The 18,929-nt window shown below is 68.3% G+C and carries 18 protein-coding genes; 7 read left to right on the forward strand and 11 right to left on the reverse strand.

The genetic code is table 11. The features are described from left to right. Positions 1-42: 42 nt before the first annotated feature. The 9 genes from hpxZ to FBQ73_RS08315 all read right to left on the reverse strand — a co-directional run bounded on the left by hpxZ (position 43) and on the right by FBQ73_RS08315 (position 9,493). On the reverse strand, positions 43-453 hold the full coding sequence (hpxZ, locus tag FBQ73_RS08275) for an oxalurate catabolism protein HpxZ (protein WP_138398972.1): 411 nt from the start codon (positions 451-453) through the stop codon (positions 43-45). 13 nt (positions 454-466) lie between these two features. Further along, positions 467-1,915, reverse strand: coding sequence for an AtzE family amidohydrolase (locus tag FBQ73_RS08280; RefSeq protein WP_246089616.1), 1,449 nt, complete (start codon positions 1,913-1,915; stop codon positions 467-469). Positions 1,916-1,925: 10 nt separating this feature from the next. Then, a complete protein-coding gene (locus FBQ73_RS08285; protein ID WP_138398973.1) occupies positions 1,926-2,135 on the reverse strand; it encodes an AtzG-like protein in 210 nt (69 codons plus the stop codon). Between the two features lie 8 nt (positions 2,136-2,143). Beyond that, positions 2,144-3,949, reverse strand: a complete 1,806-nt coding sequence (locus tag FBQ73_RS08290) for a dipeptide ABC transporter ATP-binding protein (protein ID WP_138398974.1) — start codon at positions 3,947-3,949, stop codon at positions 2,144-2,146. A gap of 11 nt (positions 3,950-3,960) precedes the next feature. Beyond that, entirely contained in the window at positions 3,961-4,845 is an 885-nt protein-coding gene (locus FBQ73_RS08295; RefSeq protein ID WP_012116628.1) for an ABC transporter permease, read from the reverse strand. Continuing rightward, positions 4,842-5,855: an ABC transporter permease gene (locus tag FBQ73_RS08300; RefSeq protein WP_012116629.1), complete on the reverse strand. Its 1,014-nt coding sequence runs from the start codon at positions 5,853-5,855 to the stop codon at positions 4,842-4,844. The genes FBQ73_RS08295 and FBQ73_RS08300 overlap by 4 nt, the downstream gene beginning before the upstream one ends. Before the next feature lie 270 nt (positions 5,856-6,125). Then, positions 6,126-7,748 (reverse strand): ABC transporter substrate-binding protein, encoded by a 1,623-nt coding sequence (locus FBQ73_RS08305; RefSeq protein ID WP_138398975.1) that lies wholly within the window; start codon positions 7,746-7,748, stop codon positions 6,126-6,128. 216 nt (positions 7,749-7,964) lie between these two features. Then, positions 7,965-8,792: a CDP-diacylglycerol--serine O-phosphatidyltransferase gene (gene pssA / locus FBQ73_RS08310; RefSeq protein WP_138398976.1), complete on the reverse strand. Its 828-nt coding sequence runs from the start codon at positions 8,790-8,792 to the stop codon at positions 7,965-7,967. Then, a complete protein-coding gene (locus FBQ73_RS08315) occupies positions 8,792-9,493 on the reverse strand; it encodes a phosphatidylserine decarboxylase (RefSeq protein ID WP_012116632.1) in 702 nt (233 codons plus the stop codon). Before FBQ73_RS08315 ends, pssA begins: the two co-directional genes overlap by 1 nt. Before the next feature lie 250 nt (positions 9,494-9,743). Between FBQ73_RS08315 and FBQ73_RS08320 the strand changes: the two genes are divergently transcribed. Then, positions 9,744-10,283, forward strand: a complete 540-nt coding sequence (locus FBQ73_RS08320) for an arsenate reductase ArsC (RefSeq protein ID WP_138398977.1) — start codon at positions 9,744-9,746, stop codon at positions 10,281-10,283. 7 nt (positions 10,284-10,290) lie between these two features. Here the strand turns inward: FBQ73_RS08320 and FBQ73_RS08325 are convergent, their stop codons facing one another. Continuing rightward, positions 10,291-11,277, reverse strand: coding sequence for an AraC family transcriptional regulator (locus FBQ73_RS08325; RefSeq protein WP_170218796.1), 987 nt, complete (start codon positions 11,275-11,277; stop codon positions 10,291-10,293). A gap of 150 nt (positions 11,278-11,427) precedes the next feature. Between FBQ73_RS08325 and FBQ73_RS08330 the strand changes: the two genes are divergently transcribed. The 4 genes from FBQ73_RS08330 to FBQ73_RS08345 all read left to right on the forward strand — a co-directional run bounded on the left by FBQ73_RS08330 (position 11,428) and on the right by FBQ73_RS08345 (position 16,028). Beyond that, positions 11,428-12,195, forward strand: coding sequence for a 3-hydroxyacyl-CoA dehydrogenase (locus FBQ73_RS08330; RefSeq protein ID WP_138398979.1), 768 nt, complete (start codon positions 11,428-11,430; stop codon positions 12,193-12,195). Between the two features lie 42 nt (positions 12,196-12,237). Beyond that, positions 12,238-13,434 (forward strand): acetyl-CoA C-acyltransferase, encoded by a 1,197-nt coding sequence (locus FBQ73_RS08335; protein ID WP_138398980.1) that lies wholly within the window; start codon positions 12,238-12,240, stop codon positions 13,432-13,434. Positions 13,435-13,731: 297 nt separating this feature from the next. Next, positions 13,732-14,859, forward strand: a complete 1,128-nt coding sequence (locus FBQ73_RS08340; protein ID WP_138398981.1) for an acyl-CoA dehydrogenase family protein — start codon at positions 13,732-13,734, stop codon at positions 14,857-14,859. Continuing rightward, positions 14,859-16,028 carry a CaiB/BaiF CoA transferase family protein gene (locus FBQ73_RS08345; RefSeq protein ID WP_138398982.1) on the forward strand — a complete coding sequence of 390 codons (1,170 nt, stop codon included), beginning with the start codon at positions 14,859-14,861 and terminating at the stop codon, positions 16,026-16,028. The genes FBQ73_RS08340 and FBQ73_RS08345 overlap by 1 nt, the downstream gene beginning before the upstream one ends. Before the next feature lie 31 nt (positions 16,029-16,059). On the opposite strand, the gene FBQ73_RS08350 is transcribed toward FBQ73_RS08345, so the two are convergent. Further along, entirely contained in the window at positions 16,060-16,431 is a 372-nt protein-coding gene (locus FBQ73_RS08350; protein WP_138398983.1) for an antibiotic biosynthesis monooxygenase family protein, read from the reverse strand. 135 nt (positions 16,432-16,566) lie between these two features. Here FBQ73_RS08350 and FBQ73_RS08355 point away from each other — a divergent pair, with 135 nt between their 5' ends. Beyond that, positions 16,567-16,914, forward strand: coding sequence for an ArsC family reductase (locus FBQ73_RS08355; RefSeq protein ID WP_138398984.1), 348 nt, complete (start codon positions 16,567-16,569; stop codon positions 16,912-16,914). 407 nt (positions 16,915-17,321) lie between these two features. After that, positions 17,322-18,419 carry a DUF2778 domain-containing protein gene (locus FBQ73_RS08360; RefSeq protein ID WP_246089617.1) on the forward strand — a complete coding sequence of 366 codons (1,098 nt, stop codon included), beginning with the start codon at positions 17,322-17,324 and terminating at the stop codon, positions 18,417-18,419. The last annotated feature ends 510 nt before the right edge of the window (positions 18,420-18,929 follow it).

An 18,929-nucleotide genomic window follows, 5' to 3' on the forward strand; every position in this document is an offset into this window, starting at 1 on the left:
GAAAAGAGAACGCGCTAAAGAACACAGGACAAAAAGCAATTCTCACGCCACTCCCTCGTCGGCGATCACCGATGCGTCCACGATCACCGACACATGGGCGGCCACCACCCGCCAGCCCTGCGGAAAGCGAACCCAGCTCTGCTGCTGCCGCCCGATGCGGCCCGGCGCGTTGTCCCGGCGGAACAGGGTCGAGGCCACCGCGAAATCGCGCCCGTAGGTGGTGATCACCGTCTGTGCCAGCGTGCGCTCAAGCCCCACCGGCGAGCGGGCGCGGCGGAACTCCCGGATGGCGTCCATGCCGTAGAGGTTCTCACCGCCGCCATAGCGGATGGTGCGGCCGTCGTCGTGAAACAGGGCTTCGAGGGTGGCCACGTCGTTGTTCACCAGCGCCGCCTCGTAGCGGGCGAAGGCGTTCTCGACCTCGGCCTTCACCTCAGGAATGTCGATCTCCACCACGCTCTCCCACTCACAGTGAGGCCACGGGCGCGGCGGCGACGCCGGCCTGTTCCAAGGTCGCCGCAACCCGCAACGCCAGGTCCTCCCGCCACGGCGGGGCGATGACCTGGACCGCCAGCGGCAGCTCCGGCGCCTCCCCCACATCCACCCGCACCGGCACCGCCACCACCGGCAGGCCGATGAAGGAGATGGGCTGGGTGAACAGGCCCATGTTGGGCCGCACCAGCATCTCCTCGCCATCGAGCACGAAGGTCTTCTGCCCCAGCTTCGGCGCCCGGCAGGGGGTGGCAGGGGCCAGCAGCACGTCGCAGGCCTCGAACAGCTTCAGCATCTCCTCGCGGAAATGACGGCGAAAGCGCTGGGCCGCATCCACCCACGAGGCGGGGATGGCAAGGCCGGCGAGCAGGCGATCGCGCACGGCGGGATCGAAATCCCCTCCACGGGCGGCAAGGCGGCGGGCATGGAGGCTCGCGCCCTCCGCCGCCGTGATGATGAAGGCCGAGGCGCGGGCGCGGGCGGCGTCGGGAATGTCCACCACTTCGGTGACGCCGAGACTGGCGGCCACGTGGTCTACCGCCGCGAACGCCTCCGGCAGCGCCCGCGAGCGGAACCAGCCGCCGGCGATGGCAATGCGCAGGCCGTCGGCCCCCTGCCCGATCAGCCCGGAGACCGGCTCGAACGGGCGCGGCGTCTGGCCCGGATCGCGCGCATCCTCGCCCTGCATGGCGTCGTAGAAGGCGGCAAGGTCGGCCACCGAGCGGCCGAGCGGGCCGAGATGGTCCAGCGCCGTCACGAAGGGAAAGCTGCCGCCCCGCGTCAGGCGGCCATAGGTAGGCTTCAGCCCGAACGTGCCGCACAGGGAGGACGGCACACGGATGGAGCCGTTGGTGTCGGATCCGAGCGCGATGGGCACCAGCCCCGCCGCCACCGCCGCGCCCGAGCCGCCCGAAGAGCCGCCGGTCATGCGGGTGAGGTCGTGGGGGTTGCGCGAGGCGCCGTCATGGACGTTCTCGCCGGTGAAGTCATAGGCGTATTCGCCCATGTTGAGGGCGCCTACCAGCACCGCGTCGGCGGCTTCCAGCTTCGCGATCAGGGTCGCGTCGCCATCCGCCGGGCTGAGGTCGCGGTTGATCTTCGAGCCGGCGAGGGTGGGCAGGCCCTTCACGTCGAACAGGTTCTTCACCGCGAAGGGCGCGCCGGCGAGGGGTCCCAGCGGCGCGCCGGCGGCGCGGCGGGCATCGATGCGATCGGCGGTCGCACGGGCGCGCTCGGCGGTCACGTCGGTGAAGGCGTTCACCTTCGGGTCGACGGCGGCGATGCGCGCCAGCGTCGCCTCGATCACCGCACGCGCGGTGACGGCGCCGGAGGCGACGGCCGTCGCGATCTCGGCGGCGGTGGCGGTGGCAAGGCTGGCGGCGTCGGCGGTTGCATTTATCGGGGCGTTGATTGGGGCGTTCATGGACACGGCCTCAGGGACGGTAGACGGGGGCCGGCTCCTCGGCGTCGCCGAGGTCGAGGCTACGCACCAGGGTCGCCGCATCGGCGATGGCGCGCAGATAGGACAGCGCCTCGGCGCGCCATTCCGGGCGCGGGGCGATGGCATGGGCGCTAAGCGCACCGTCGAGCAGTTGCTCCAGCGCCGTGTCCTCCACCCTTGGGAGTTCCAATTCCTTGCTCATGGGGGACCTCAGACCGGGGGATGGGGAATGGCGGCGATCAGCTCGCGGGTATAGGCGTCCTTGGGAGCGTCGAGCACCTGCTGCGAGCTGCCCTCCTCCACGATGCGCCCTTGCCGCATGACGATGACCCGGTCGCACAGCAGGCCCACCACATGCAGGTCGTGGGACACGAACAGGTAGCTCATGCCGAGGCGCTGCTTCAGCTCCTCCAGCAGGTTGAGCACCACCGCCTGGACCGACACGTCGAGGGCGGCCGTGGGCTCGTCGAGGATGACGAGGTCGGGGTCGAGCGCGATGGCCCGGGCGATGCCGATGCGCGCCTTCTGCCCGCCCGACAGCTGGTGGGGAAAGCGCTCCAGGAGGTTCTGCGGCAGGCCGACCATCTCGGCCAGCTCCGCCACGCGGGCGCGCAGCTTGGCCCCGCCGGACATGCCGCCCATCCGCAGCAACGGATCGGCGATGGCGCGCTCCGCCGTGTAGCGGGGATTGAGGCTCTCGGTGGGGTCCTGGAACACCATCTGGATGCGCCCGCGCAGGGGATGGTGGGCGAAATCCTTCGCCGGGATAGCGCTGATGTCCTCGCCGTCGAAGGTGATCTTCCCCGCCGTGGGATCGATGAGGCGCATGACGATGGTGGAGGTGGTGGACTTGCCGCAGCCGCTCTCGCCCACGAGGCCGACGCTCTCGCCCTTCTTCACCTCGAAGGAGATGCCGTCCACCGCGCGGAAGATGCGCTCCTCCGGCGGCGCCTTCTTGCCGAAGAGGCCGGAGAGGAACGCCGAGGGCGCACCCTGGCGGGGATATTCCTTCAGCAGGTTTTCGACTTTGAGGAGGGGGACGGCGCCTGCGCCCGATACAGTGGCCATGGTGGAAGCACCAGCCCCCACCCTGCCCTCCCCCGCAAGCGGGAGAGGGTTCTCCGCCGGGGCGGGCGGCACATCCGGCTCTTCGGGCAAAAGATCCTTTAGCGTGATGCCCGGGCGGGGCGTCGCGCGCATGAGCTTGCGGGTGTAGGGGTGCTGGGGATCGCGGAAGATGCGCTCGGCCGGCGCGGTCTCCACCACCCTGCCCTTCTCCATCACCATCACCGTGTCGCAATAAGCGGCGGCGAGGCCCAGGTCGTGGGTGATGAGGAGGGTGGACATGCCGCGCTCGCGCGTCAGCTCGGTGACGAGGTCCATGACCGCCTTCTGGGTGGTCACGTCGAGGCCGGTGGTGGGCTCGTCGGCGATCATCAGCTGCGGCCGGCAGGCCAGCGCCAGGGCGATGACGATGCGCTGGCACATGCCGCCCGACAGCTCGAACGGATAGGCGTGGTAGCGCTCCTCCGGCCGGGCGATGCGCACCTGCTTGAGGATGTCGATCACCTTTTCCTTCACGTTGCGGGCGTCGGCCTGCACGTGCTGGAGCAGCACGTCGCCGATCTGCCGGCCCACCGTGCGGATCGGGTTCAGCGCCGCGCGCGGGTTCTGGAAGATCATGGACATCTCGCGCCCGCGCAGGTCGCGCATGGCGCTTTCCGGGGCGTGGGCCACATCGATCCCGGAGAAGGTGATGGAGCCTTCCGCAATGCGCCCCGCCCGGTCGAGGATGCGCATGACCGTGTAGGAGGTCACCGACTTGCCCGAGCCGCTCTCGCCCACGATGCCGAGGGTCTCGCCCTTGGCGAGGGTGAGGTTGACCTGGCTCACCGCCGTCACCACGCCGCGGCGGGTGGCGAATTCGACGGTGAGGTCGCGCACCTCCAGCAGCGGGCCGCTGGGGGCTTCGGAGGTCTTGGCGGCCTGCGCCGTCACGTCCACGATGCCATGCATGTTCGCCTCCCTCAGGTGCGACGCTGGGGGTCGACGATGTCGCGCAGACCGTCACCCAGCAGGTTGAAGCAGAACACCGCGAACATGAGCGCGAGGCCGGGGAAAAGGGCGATCCACCATTCGCCGGAGACGATGTAGGCTGCGCCTTCCGCCACCATGATCCCCCATTCCGGGGTGGGCGGGCGCACGCCGAGGCCGATGAAGGAAAGGCCCGCCGCGTTCAGGATGGCGTAGCCCATGGTCAGCGACATCTGCACCATCATGATGGGCATGATGTTGGGCAGGATGGTCGTGAGCAGGATGCGCCATTCCGAGTTGCCGGTGAGGCGCGCTGCCTGCACGAAGCCCGCCTGCCGGCGGATGGCGGCTTCCGAGCGGGCCACGCGCACATAGAGCGGGAAGTTGATGATGGCGGTGGCGATGACGATGTTGGTCACCGTGTTGCCCAGCGCCGCCACGATGCCCATGGCCAGCACGAACAGCGGGAAGGCCATGATGGTATCGGAGATGCGGCCGATGATGCGGTCGGTCCACCCGCCGAAGAAGCCCGAGGCGATGCCGGCGATGCCGCCCGCCGCGAACACCAGCGCCACCGAGAACACTGCGATGGCCATGTCGAGCCGTGTCGCGACGATGACGCGGGAGAAGATGTCCCGCCCCAGGTTGTCGGTGCCGAACCAGTGGGCGGCGGACGGCGCCTGGAGCGCGGCCGCCGTGTCGCTGGCGAGCGGATCATAGGGCACGATGAAGGGCCCCAGCAGCGCGCACACCACCAGCACCAGGAACATGCCGAAGGCGATGCCGGTGACCGGGTTGTCGGAGATGACGTAGCGCGCGTGGGCGAGCGTCGCGGCAAGGCCGCGGGGGGCGGGGGTGTCGGCCGTGGCGAGGGTCATGCTTCGCTCCGCGCGCGGGGGTCGATGATGCCGTAGGCGATATCGATCAGGAGGTTGAGGACCACGTACAGGATCGCCATGGCGAGCACGAAGCCCTGCACCGGCGCGTAGTCGGAGGTGATGAGCGCCTCCACCGCATAGGAGCCGATGCCGGGCCAGGCGAACACCTTCTCCACCAGCACGTTGGCGCCGAGCAGGAAGGAGAACACCATGCCCAGCGTGGTCACCACCGGCAGCATGGCGTTGCGGAACGCATAGGTGATGATCACCGTGGTATCGGTCAGCCCCGCCGCCCGCGCCGTGCGCACGAACTCGGAGGACAGCACCGACAGCATGGAAGCGCGCGTCATGCGGGCGATGGGCGCCAGCGCGAAGATGGCCAGCGTGATGGCCGGCACCGCGAGCTGCGCCAGCGCGGCGCGGAAGGTCTCGAAGTCCCGCGCGATCAGGCTGTCGATGAGATAGAAGCCGGTGACGGTCTCGGGCGCCGAGAAGAACACGTCCAGCCGCCCCAGCGGCGCCGGCGCCCAGCCGAGCTTGAAGTAGAACACATAGACCAGCAGCAGGCCGGTGAAGAACACCGGCAGCGACACCCCCGCCGTGGTGATGAGACGGCAGGCATGATCCACCCATGACCCTTGCTTCACCGCCGCCATGATGCCGAACGGCACCGCGATGGCCAATGCCAGCACCAGCCCGGCCAGCGTCAGCTCGGCGGAGGCCGGGAGTCGGGCGGAAATCTCCGCCGCCACCGGCTGGCCGGTGGAGAGGGAGCTTCCCAGATCCCCCTTCGCCAGCGCCGAGACATAATCCACGAACTGCGCCGGCAGCGGCTTGTCGAGGCCGAGCTTGGTGCGGATCTCGGCGATGGATTCGGCCGTGGCGGCGGGGCCGGCGAAATAGGCCGCGGTGTCGCCCGGCAGCACCCGCGTAAGCATGAAGGTGACGATCACCACGCCGATGAGGCTCGGCACGGCGGTGGCAAGACGACTGCCTATGAGCTTCAGCATGGTGTCTCCTGTTGTCCGAAGGCGGAGGCCGCCTGTTGTCCTAGGGCGGGAACCGCCCATAGCCCGCCGGCCCTTCTCCCAAAACGTCTCACCCCGTCATGCCCCGGCTTGACCGGGGCATCCACGCCGGGCCGCAAAAGCACCCGGCGTCAAAGCGCACCAGATTTCCAGCGGCCGGCCCGGCCGCTCCGTGGATCCCCCGGTCAAGCCGGGGGATGACGGCGGTTGAAAAACCCGACCACGCGCGCCGGCCCGGGATGCGTGGAACCCTCACCCCTTCTGGAAGGCGCGATAGTCGAGGCGACGGTGGAACCAGTATTCGTAGCCGGTGATGTTCTTCTGCATCGCGACGTTCACATAGGGCTGGTAGAGCGGGATGCGCGGCACGTCGGCGAAGGCGAGGTCCACCATGCCCTTCACATTGGCGTCGTAGGCGGCCTTGTCGCCATTGGCGGCGGAGGCGCGGGCGGCGTCGATGAAGGCGTCCATGGCCGCCGACTGGTAGCTCATGGTGTTGAAGATCGAATTATTGCCATGGTAGCACCAGAAGAAGAAGTATTCTGGATAGTCCAGCCAGCCCGAGAAGACGTTGGTGAACAGCGGCAGCACCTTCTTCGTCAGCTCGGTGCGCCAGTTGGCGCCGGGGATCTTGTTGATGGTGGTCTTGATGCCGATCTGCGCCAGGTTTTCCTGCAGCAGCACGCACAGCGGCTCATTCACACCGGCAAAGCCCAGGTCGAAGGAGAGCGTCGTCTCCAGCCCGTTGGGATAGCCCGCTTCCGCCAGCAATTGCTTGGCCTTGGCGAGGTCGGTGACGAACTTGGTGGGCTGCGGCCAGGCCACCTGCGTCTGGGCATCCGCCGGGGCGCCGAACATGGGCTTGGCAAGGCCGAACAGGGCGGCGTCCATGATCTTCTGGTAGGGAATGGCGTAGGCGATGGCCTGGCGCACCTTCAGATTGTCGAAGGGCGGGTTCTTCACATTCATGCCGATGTACTGGACACCGTTGGAATAGGGCACCGACGTGATGTTCAGCTTGCCGGCCTGCTTCAGCTCCACGAAGTCCTTGTTGGGCAGATCATAGGAGATGTCGGCGTCGCCGCGCTCCAGCAGCGCCCGGCGATTGCCGGCGGAGGGCACCATGCGCCAGATCACGCGCTTGATCTTGGGCAGCGGGCCGCCCTTCCAGTCGTCGAAGCGCTCGAACACCACCTCGGTGCCGGGGGTCCACTTGGTGACGCGGTAGGCGCCGGAACCCGCCGTGTTCTGCTTGGTGTATTCGAGGCCCCACGGGTCCTTCTCGGTGGCGTTCTTCTGCACTAGCCCGGAATTGATGACGCAGGGCACGATCACGGCGAGGTCGGGGATGGTGAGGCGGTCCTTGCGGATGAAGTCCACGCGCACCGTGTGGTCGTCCACCACCACGAACTGCTCGGGCTTCTCCAGCGAGCCGGCCTTCATCTGGAAAGTGGGGAAGCCGCCCACCGAGACCGCGCGGTCCAGCGACCACTTCACGTCCTTGGCGGTGACCGGCGTGCCGTCCTGGAAGGTGGCGTTCTTTTTCAGCTTGAAGGTCACCGACATGTCGCCGATGTTCATGTCCTCGGCCAGCTCGCCCTTCAGCTTGTCGCGGTCGTAGTAGCGGACCCCGTCCTTCTCGGTCATCTCGTGGGTGATGAGGCGGTCGTAGGTGTTCCAGCTCGCCTCATAGCCCGGCACGTTGGTGCCGACGCCGTGGATGTCGAGGTTGTTGGGGCCGCTTTCCGAAACGATCAGGAGCGTCTCGTTGCGCGCCTGCGCCTGCGCCGAGGAGAAGACCGCCGGGGCGGCAACACCGGTTCCGGTGACGACGGCGGTGGCAGAAGCAGACTTCACGAATTCGCGGCGGTTCATCGGACGGCATCCCCAATGGTGACTGTCGCCCCTCCCCATTCAAACCGCGTGCCAATTGCATACAAAAATGTGACTTATATTGAATATCAAGCACCTAGGGTGGCTTGCATAGGGCTCCACGCCACGCGAAAGCGGATCGTTATGCACAATAGTTATGCATTATTGCGCCAATTGCATGCAATCTGATTGCCGACAGTTCGACCTCTCTCCCCGCCCTCAGGCGGCGGGGAGGTCCTCGGGGCGCGCGGCGCGCCATGCCGCCATCTGCCGACGGTATCGCAAGGTGGAAACCGGAAGCAGCGCGAGGTAGATGATCGAGCACGCCGAGAGCACGATCCATGGATAGCTCGCCAGCAGCGCAAAAAAGATCGCCACCGCCACGAAAAGCGGCAGCACCATGTCCCGCCGCACCCGCCGCCCCAGCGTCTTGCCGGACCAGGCCGGTACGGTAGAGATCATGAGGAAGCCGATGGCCAGGCAATAAAGAAGGGCGATAGGCGCGCTCACCCCGCCGTGGGGCACGCCGATCAGCTCCAGATAGATGGGCAGCAACACGGTGATGGCCCCCGCCGGCGCCGGGATGCCGGTGAAGAAGTCGCCGGCGAACGGCGGCTTGTGGGGATCGTCCAGCATCACATTGAAGCGGGCGAGGCGCAGCGCGGCGCAGATGGCATAGGCGAGCGCGGCGATCCAGCCCACGGAGCCGGTCTCCTTGAGCCCCCAGAAATAGAGCATCAGCGCCGGCACGCAGCCGAAGTTCACGAAGTCGGCGAGGCTGTCCAGCTCCGCGCCGAAGCGCGACGTGCCCTTCAGCGCCCGGGCCAGCCGGCCGTCGATGCCGTCGAGCAGGGCGGCGAAGACGATGGCGGCCAGCGCCAGCTCGATCCGCTCCTCAATGGCGAGGCGCACCGCCGTCAGGCCGGAGCACAGGGCCAGCAGCGTCACCAGATTGGGCAAAAGCACCCGCAGCGGCACCCGGCCGAGGCGGCCGAAGCGGGGGCGCGGCCGGCCTTCCGGATCGAACGGGGGAAAGGGGGTTTCCATCAGCTCACCCGGTAGGCCGTCTCACGCGGCTGCTGGGCGGACAGATCGCACAGAACCGTCTCGCCGGCCACCGTCAGCTGGCCTTCGGACACCAGAACCCGTGTCCCCACCGGCAGATAGACATCCACCCGCGAGCCGAAGCGGATCAGGCCGAAGCGCTCGCCGACGCCGATCGATTCGCCCTCCCGCACGAAGGAGACAATGCGGCGGGCGATGAGGCCCGCGATCTGCACCACCCCCACGCGGCACAAGGGCGTCGAGATCACGAGGCCGTTGCGCTCATTGTCCTCGCTCGCCTTGTCGAGGTCGGCGTTGAGGAACAGGCCGGGCTTGTAGGCGAGGCGCTCGATGCGGCCGGTCACCGGGGCCCGGTTCACGTGCACGTTGAACACGTTCATGAAGATGGAGACGCGCAGCAGCGGCTCGTCGGAGAGGTCCAGCTCCCGCGGCGGCCGGGCGAGGCCCACCTGGGAGATGCGCCCGTCGGCCGGCGCCACCACCAGCCCGTCGCGCACCGGCGTCACCCGCGGCGGATCGCGGAAGAACAGGGCGGTCCAGATGGCCAGCCCCACCCCGATCATGCCGAGGAAGGTGGAGAAGACCATGAGCCCGAGCGCGATCACCACCGCGATGGCGATGAAGGGGTAGCCTTCGCGATGGATGGGAACCAGCGACTTGCGGATGGATGTGACGACGGACAACACGGCCTCCAGTGCGCCGCACCGGCGCCGAACCGGGCAAGAGGTAGTGAGGGCGCGGCCAGCCGTCAAATGCCCCGCGCGAAAGGCCACCGAAGGTGGCGCTGTCGGACGGTTTCGCCCCGCCCCGTACCGCCGCGATTCACGGGTACCCAAGATTTGCGGCACCGCGAGTTGACAGCCGGGCAAAGCAGCGCTTGCGTTACTTAGCCAGACCAGCACCATCATGTAAAAAAGGTCGGTGGAGGAAAGCATGCCTGACGATCACGTCTTCAATGTCCTCTTCCTGTGCATGGCCAATTCGGCGCGCTCGCTTATGGCCGAGAGCATTCTCAACCGGCTCGGCCAAGGCCATTTCAAGGCCTATTCCGCCGGAATCGCTCCCACCGGAGAGGTCCATCCGGAAACGACAAAGCTTCTCGCCGGCCTCAATTACGACGTCAGCGGCCTGCGCTCGAAGAGCTGGGCCGAATTTACCGGGCCGGATGCGCCGCATTTCGATTTCGTCTTCACCGTCTGCGACGATGCCGGCAACGAGACCTGCCCGGTGCTGCCCGGCGAGCCGTGGCGGCGCATGTCGGCCCACTGGGGCATTCCCGACCCCAAGCTTGCAAATGGCACCGCCACGGAGCTGTCCTTTGCCTTCGCGGATGCCTACCGGCTGCTCCACCGGCGCATTGCCATCTTTGTCGCGCTGCCGTTGAGCAGCCTCGACCGCCTCGCCCTCCAGGAGCACCTGAAGGAGATTGGCCAGGCAACCGTCGCCGCACAGGCGCAGACCCTGGCGGGCTGACAGCGCCTCAGGCTGAGCCCCGCCGATAGGCGCCGGGGCTCTGGGCCGTCCATTTGCGAAAGGCGCGATGGAAGGCGCTGGGCTCGGAAAATCCCAGCTCCGCCGCGATCTCGCCCACCGGCTTTGCGCCGTCCCGCAGCAGCGCCTCGGCCAGCACCCGGCGCAGTTCATCCTTGATGTCGCGATAGGTGCTTCCCTCGTCGGCGAGGCGCCGGCGCAGGGTGGAGGCGGGAAGCCGCAGTTGCCGGGCGAGGTCCTCGAAGCCGGGCCAGGCGGCGGCCGGCACGGCGCGCAGGCGCGCCTTCACCCGGGCGACAAGGCCCTGGTCGTGCCGGTAGCGCACCAGGATATTGGCCGGAGCCCCGCGCAGGAAATCCTTAAGCGCCCGCGCGCCACGGGTCGCCGGCAGGGTGAGGAAGGCGGCATCGAAGGCGAGCCGGCTTTGCGGCTGGTCGAAGCGCACCGGCGCGCCGAAGAACAGGCGATAGTCGGCGCCATGCTCCGGCGGGCCGCAGCGGAAATCCACCTGCCGCAGCGGGATGCGCCGGCCCACCAGCCAGCAGGTGATGCCGTGGACGATGATCCAGTAGGTGCGATAGGCGAAGGCCGAGCGCGCGGCGCCGGTGTCCTTCAGCACGATGGCGGCGAGCCCGTCCGCCACCTGAAGCTCGCCTTCGGGATCCTCCAGCACCACCTTCAGGAAGCGCAGCGCGCGGCGCAGGGCCTGCTCCAATGTCGCCGCCCCCATCAGCGCGTGACACAACAGCGTGAAGCTGCCCGGCCGCATGGGCCGGCCGCCGAGGCCGAAGAATTCGTCGTCCAGCGCCTGCGACGCGGCCAGCCACAGTGCGCCATACTGCTCGGCGGAGACCGCGGCCCCGAACGGCACGGCAAGCCCCGCCTGCGCCAATACCGGCGCGGGATCGATGCCGCGCCGAACGAGGCAGTCCAGCGCGTCGTCCACGAAGCCGGCGGAAATCATGCGCCGTTCCAAGGCGAGGCTCCTACATGGCAAAACCGCTCATCACTTTAGATCGATTGCGCCATCGAATGCCACTTCGCCTTTCGCTAGATGAGACAGCAACCGGCCCTGCGAACCGGAACGGCCGCAAGAGCCCATAGAAGCCATCACGGGGAGGACCTCATGAAGATCGACGGTCGCGTCTTTATCGTCACCGGCGCCGGCTCCGGCCTTGGCGCGGCGGTGTCGCGCATGCTGGTGGGCGAAGGCGCGCGGGTGGTGATCGTGGACATCAATGCCGGGGCCGGCAGCGCCGTCGCCGCCGAGCTGGGCGACAAGGCCCGGTTCCAGCGCGCGGACGTGACCAGCGAAGCGGACGGCCTCGCCGCCGTGACGCTGGCCCGCGAGGCCTTCGGCCATGTCCATGGCCTGGTGAATTGCGCCGGCGTCGCCCCCGGCGAGAAGGTGGTGGGCCGCGAGGGGCCGCATCGGCTCGACAGCTTCGCGCGGGCCGTGAGCATCAACCTCATCGGCACCTTCAACATGCTGCGCCTTGCCGCCGACGCCATCGTGAAGGAAGAGCCCGACGCCGATGGCGAGCGCGGCGTCATCATCAACACCGCCTCCATCGCCGCCTTCGACGGCCAGATCGGCCAGGCCGCCTATGCCGCCTCCAAGGGCGGTGTCGCCGCCCTCACCCTGCCGGTGGCGCGGGAGCTGGCACGCTTCGGGGTGCGCGTGGTCACCATCGCGCCGGGCATCTTCGAGACGCCCATGATGGCGGGCCTGCCGCAGGACGTGCAGGATTCCCTGGGCAAGACCGTCCCCTTCCCGCCCCGGCTCGGCCGGCCGGCGGAATATGCCGCCCTCGTCGGGCACATCTGCGAGAACACCATGCTCAACGGCGAGGTCATCCGCCTCGACGGCGCCCTGCGCATGCCCCCGCGCTGACTTTGCCGCCGCGCTGACCCTCAACCAACAGGAGGACACGCCATGCCGTCGCTTTCCGAAGACCCCATCGTCATCGTCGGCGCCGCCCGCACCCCCATGGGCGGCTTCCAGGGCGACTTCAAGGATGTCGCCGCCCCCATCCTCGGCTCAACCGCCATCGCCGCGGCGCTGGCCCGCGCCGGCCTCGCGCCGGAAGCGGTGGACGAGGTGGTGTTCGGCTGCGTGCTGCCCGCCGGACAGGGCCAGGCTCCGGCCCGCCAGGCGGCGCTGGGGGCCGGCCTGCCGCTCTCCACCGGCGCCACCACCGTCAACAAGATGTGCGGCTCCGGCATGAAGGCGGCCATGTTCGCCCATGACCTGCTGCTGGCCGGCTCCGCCGAGGTGGCGGTGGCGGGCGGCATGGAGAGCATGAGCAACGCCCCCTATCTGCTCGACCGCGCCCGCGCCGGCTATCGCATGGGCCATGGCCGGGTGCTCGACCACATGTTCCTCGACGGGCTGGAGGACGCCTACGAGAAGGGCCGCCTCATGGGCACCTTCGCCGAGGATTGCGCCGAGGCCTACCAGTTCACCCGCGAGGCGCAGGACGCCTTCGCCATCGCCTCCCTGACCAAGGCTCAGAAGGCCATGGCGGACGGCGCCTTCGACGCCGAGATCACCCCGGTCACGGTGAAGGCCGGCAAGGCCGAGCGCATCGTCTCCGCCGACGAGCAGCCGCCGAAGGCGAAGCTCGACAAGATCCCCACCCTCAAGCCCGCCTTTCGCGAGGGCGGCACGGTGACGGCGGCCAATTCTTCCTCCATCTCGGACGGCGCAGCGGCGCTGGTGCTCATGCGCCGGTCGCAGGCGGAAGCACGCGGGCTCACCCCGCTCGCCACCATCGTCGGCCATGCCACCCACGCCCAGGCGCCGAACCTGTTCGCCACCGCTCCCGTCGGCGCGGTGCGCAAGCTCTCCGAGCGCACCGGCTGGGACTTGAAAGACGTCGACCTGTTCGAGATCAACGAGGCGTTCGCGGTGGTGCCCATGGCCGCCATCCACGACCTCGGCCTGTCGGCGGACAAGGTGAACGTTCACGGCGGCGCCTGCGCGCTCGGCCACCCCATCGGCGCCTCGGGCGCGCGGGTGATGGTGACGCTGCTGGCGGCGCTCCAGAAATACGGCTTGAAGCGCGGCATCGCCTCCCTGTGCATCGGCGGCGGCGAGGCCACGGCCGTGGCGCTGGAGCTGGCGCACTGAGGCTGGCGCGGGAAGCTTCTCAAGTAGGTGCCAACCGTTCCCTCCACCCCGAGCAGAACGGCCCCCTCTCCCGCCTGCGGGGGAGGGTTGGGGTGGGGGCAGAGGCGCCGGGGCAGAATACCAGCATAGGGAATGCGGAGAGGGCCCGCCCCCACCCTGCCATCCCCCGCAAGCGGGAGAGGGTTCGCCGGCTCTGAGCTACGCGAACCCTGTCTTCGACCCCACACCTGCCCCCTCTCGCGCAGGCGGGGCGAGAGAACGCCACCACCAAAACAAAAACCCGGAGGAAACACGCCAATGATCCTCACCGAGACCCAGACAGAGATCCGTGATGCGGTGCGGTCCTTCGCGCAGGAGCGCCTCGCCCCCGGCGCCGCCGCCCGCGACCGGGAGCACCGCTTTCCCCGCGACGAGCTGACCGAGATGGGGGCGCTCGGCTTCCTTGGCATGCTGGTGCCGGAGGCCCTGGGCGGCGTGGCGACCGATCTTGTCTCCTATGCCCTTGCGCTGGAGGAGATCGCGGCGGCGGACGGGGCGTGCTCCACCATCGTGGCGGTCCATTCGTCCGTGGGCTGCATGCCCATCGTGAAGTTCGGCACCGAGGACCAGAAGCAGCGCTTCCTGCCGAAGCTTGCCTCCGGCGAATGGATCGGCGGCTTTGCCCTCACCGAGCCGCAGGCGGGCTCGGACGCCGCCAACCTGAAGACCCGCGCCCGGCGCGACGGCGACCATTACATCCTTTCCGGCGCCAAGCAGTTCATCACCTCGGGCAAGAACGGCAATCTCGTCATCGTCTTCGCGGTGACCGATCCGGATGCGGGCAAGAAAGGCATCTCCGCCTTCATCGTGCCCACCGACACCCCCGGCTACGAGGTGGTGCGGGTGGAGGAGAAGCTGGGCCAGCATTCCTCCGACACCTGCCAGCTCGCCTTCAACGATATGCGCATCCCCGCCGACCTGCGCCTCGGCGCCGAGGGCGAGGGGCTGAGGATCGCCCTCTCGAATCTTGAGGGCGGGCGCATCGGCATCGCCTCCCAGTGCGTCGGCATGGCGCGGGCGGCGTTCGAGGCGGCCAAGGCCTATGCCGGCGAGCGGATCACCTTCGGCAAGCCCATCATGGAGCACCAGGCGGTGGCCTTCCGCCTCGCCGACATGGCGACGCGCATCGCGGCGGCGCGGCACATGGTGCTGCACGCGGCGGCGCTGCGCGAGGCCGGCCAGCCCTGCCTCACCGAGGCCTCCATGGCCAAGCTGTTCGCCTCCGAGATGGCCGAGCAGGTGTGTTCCGCCGCCATCCAGATCCACGGCGGCTACGGCTATCTCGCCGACTTCCCGGTGGAGCGCATCTATCGCGACGTGCGGGTATGCCAGATCTATGAGGGCACCAGCGACGTGCAGCGCATCGTCATCGCGCGGGGGCTGTGATGGTGGACGCCATCCCCTCCCATTCCCCCGCCCCGCGCGGCCCGCTGGCGGGGGTGCGCGTCATCGACCTGTCGCGCCTCGCGCCCGGCCCCTATTGCACCATGCTGCTGGCGGACCTCGGCGCCGAGGTGATCGTGGTCGGCGGCGGGCGCGCCGGGGTGGCCATCGCGGAATTCTCCCGCGGCAAGCGCCACGTGGCCCTCAACCTCAAGGCCCCCGAAGGCCGGGCCGCGCTCCATGCGCTGGTCAAGACGGCTGACGTGCTGGTGGAGGGCTTCCGCCCCGGCGTGGCGGAGCGCATCGGCGCGGGATATGCCGAGTTGTCGGCGCTCAACCCCCGCCTCGTCTTTTGCGCCCTCACCGGCTTCGGCCAGGATGGCCCGCGGGCGAAGGAGGCCGGCCACGACATCACCTATCTCGCCCTGTCCGGCGTGCTTGGCGGCCTCGGCCCCAAGGGAGCGCCGCCGGAGGCGCCCCTGAACCTGGTGGCGGATTTCGCCGGCGGCAGCCTCATCGCCGCCATCGGCATCCTCGCGGCGGTGATCGAGGCCAAAGCGTCGGGACGCGGCCAGTTCATCGATGCCGCCATGATGGACGGCGCGCTCTCGCTCATGGCCATGCACCTGCCCCTGTGGAAGACGCCCCACTGGCCCGAGCGCGGCGATGGGCTGCTGGGCGGCGGGGCGCCGTTCTACCGCACCTATGCCTGCGCCGACGGCGGCTTCATCGCTGTCGGTTCGCTGGAGCGCGGCTTCTTCGAGACCCTGTGGCGCACCCTCGGCCTTGGCGAACCGCCGGACCACATGCGCCGCGACCTGTGGCCGCAAATTGAGCGCCAGCTCGCGGAGACCTTCATCGGCGCGCCACGCGACCACTGGACCGCTCTGTTCGCCGGCACCGATGCCTGCGTCGCCCCAGTGCTGGCGCCCGACGAGGTGTGGAACGATCCCCACGTCGCCGCGCGCCACCCCGCATGCGGCCCCAACCGCGTGCCCGCCGTGCCACGCCTGTCCCGCACTCCGGCCGAGGCGCGCCCGTTGGATCTCTCCGACCGCACCGCCGAGGTTCTGCGCGAGATCGGGCTCAGCGACGAACAGGCCCGCGCCGCCGCTGCGCCGGATGAAGGCGAGGGCCGCTCGGGCCTCGCCTGGCCGCCAGAGCTGCGCTAGCAGCGCCCCGCGACCGGCAAGCGGCCAGCCATCAGAAGGCCGGATCGGGCTCCATACGGGGGCGGAACGCGGCGCGGCTGTCCTCGGGCGCCTCCTCGCGGGCCTCGAGGCCGTAGTCGCGCAGCACGGCGGCGACGCGCAGCCGGTAATCCCGGAAGATGCCGGCCCGCCCGGCCGCCTGCGTCTTGCGATGGAAGGGCAAGTTGCGCCAGGTCTTCACCGCCTCCTCGTCCCGCCAGATGGACAGGGACAGCATCTTACCCGGCTCAGTGATGCTCTCGAAGCGCTCCACGGATATGAAGCCGTCCATCTTCTCCAGCTCGATGCGCAGCCGGGCGGCGAGATCGAGATAGGTTTCCCTCTGGCCCTCGGCCGGCCAGACCTCGAAGATGATGGCGATCACGTTCTCCTCCCTCGCTTTTTGCCGCTGTTGCCGCGACTTTACACCGCTCGCAAGGTCCGCACCGGACTTGATGCACACGATACCGCCCTGCGCCCGGCTCAGGTAAAGTCCGCGCTTTCAATACGGGGCATTGCGATGGCAACGACGATCTACGGAATCAAGGCCTGCGAGACCATGAAGAAGGCGCGCAGCTGGCTTGAGGCGCAGGAAATCGACTATGCCTTCCACGACTACAAGACCGCCGGTATCGAGCGGAAAACGCTGGAAGGCTGGGTAAAGAAGGTGGGCTGGGAAAAGCTTCTCAACCGCTCCGGCACCACCTTCCGCAAGCTGCCCGACGCCGACAAGGAGGGCATCGACGAGGCCAAGGCCATCGGTCTGATGCTGGAGAAGCCCTCCATGATCAAGCGCCCGGTGCTGGAGACGGGACGCGACCTTCTGGTGGGCTTCAAGCCCGAGGACTACGCGGCGAAATTCGGCTGAGCCTCGCGCCGGGGCGAGCATCGGCCAGCCCGATCATGCGCACCGGCGCGGGTCGGATCTCGGGTCCGTGATGGCGCGCCGCGGCGTAACGCAGCGGAATAGGGTGCCCTCGCCAAGCTGGCCGTCGATTGCTAAAGTCCGCCTTCGATGGCCTTGTTCTCGCCTTCGTGATCTGGTGTTACGGAGGTCGTAAAGGGAAAAGTTACCGAGTTTAGGCAGGTTTGCGGGGCTGGCGAACGGTTCGGGACAATCCGGGCCGCGCATTCACCAAGCCGGCGATTCGGGCGGAGCGATCCGCACGGGGCGAGGTTTGTGCGATGCAAGAGCGTTCGTCGCACCCGCAGCGTGGGACCCTGCCCATGAGGAATGAGCGCCGGAAACGTCCGGCAACGCTGATAGCGGGGACCATGAGGCATACGAGCTGGACACCGGACGAGGACGCCCCCTTCGACCCGCTGGGTCCGGAGGGCCGTCCGCGCAGCGGATCAAGGCACGCGACTCTTGTCGGTATCGGCACTGGCATTTTCGCCGGTTTGCTGGTGGCGGCCGGTGCCGTCTGGGTGACCCAGGGCTCGTTCGCATTCGGCGTTTCCGAGCCGCAGGTGGTGGAGCGCCCTGTACGCGAGCTTGCGCTCGCCCCAGCCGGAACGACGGTCACCGAAGTATCCCTGATCGTCTCCTCCGGTGCGCTGGAGCTTAAGCCCGGGCGCATCTACCTGACCAGCCTGTCCATCGAAGGCGGGCCCTTCATGACATCGAATGCCGTACGGCAAGCCTCCGCGCCCGCGAACATGGACACCCAGCTCGCTCGCGCCATACCGCTGCCCCAGGCGAATCCCCTGCCCAACCGCAGCCCACAGTTGGCGGCCGGCGACGGCATCCGCGCCCTCCAGCAGCTTGACCAGGGTGGCGCGCCGCTGCCCCAGCGCAACCCGTTGGTGCGCGAACAGCGCCTCGCCTACGCTTCTCTGCCCGATCCGTCCGCGCCGCTCGTCGACACGCCTGCCGCTCCCAGCGCGCCTGCCGCCACGGATACGCCGCTCGAGTCGGACAGCGAGGTGGCGCTGCCGACGCCGGGCTCGGGCTATGCGCTCTACGACATCAAGGGCAAGGTCGTGTACATGCCCAATGGTGATAAGCTCGAAGCCCATTCGGGCTACGGCGACATGTTCGACGACCCGCGCCACGTCTCCAAGCGCATGGTGGGTCCGACGCCGCCCAACACCTATTCGCTGACCATGCGCGAATCTCTTTTCCACGGCGTGGAGGCAGTTCGCCTCAATCCGGTTGGCACCGGCAAGATGTACGGGCGCACCGGCATCCTCGCCCACACCTACCTGCTCGGTCCGCGCGGGGATTCCAACGGCTGCGTCTCCTTCAAGGACTACGACAAGTTCCTCACCGCCTTCAAACGGGGCGAGGTGAAGAAGATGGTTGTGGTTGCCCAGCTTGGGAACGCACCGAAGGAAGAGAACTTCCTCATGTCCTTCCTGAAGCCCCGCTGAGCGGCCACGGCGGATACAGAGCACCCGGCACACGCCGCGCTCCCCTGACGTCTTTTCTCCTCCGGCCATGAACTGAAACCATGCACCCTTCAGATCGCACCGTGATCTGAAGGGTCAGCAGCGCGTGGTCCGACCCGAGTGAGCCAGTACCTCCGAGCGTGTTATCCGGTCGCGCACATGCCGGACGGATGGGATCTCCCAGAGCGTTGCCTCCTCCAAAGCGAGAACGCCACCGGACCTGTTGTCGTACTGCGGCCTCTTGCCTCAGCTCACTCCGTCTTGGGGTGCGCCCGGAAGCCCACGGTGAGTGCCGTTCCTGGCTGGAAAGGTGTTTGCTCCGATCGCCTCACAAAGGGCTTGCATGAAGACGTCGTGGGGCAAGGGTGTCAATCGGCACGGAAACCTGGGTCTGACGCAGTTTTGGTGAAGAAGATCTAAGGCGCACCGACGAGACGGGCCTGAAGGAGATCGAGCTTTCCTCTGCCGTACATCTGGCGCTTGACGAGTTTG

Source organism: Xanthobacter autotrophicus (genome assembly GCF_005871085.1).
GTDB lineage: Bacteria > Pseudomonadota > Alphaproteobacteria > Rhizobiales > Xanthobacteraceae > Xanthobacter > Xanthobacter autotrophicus.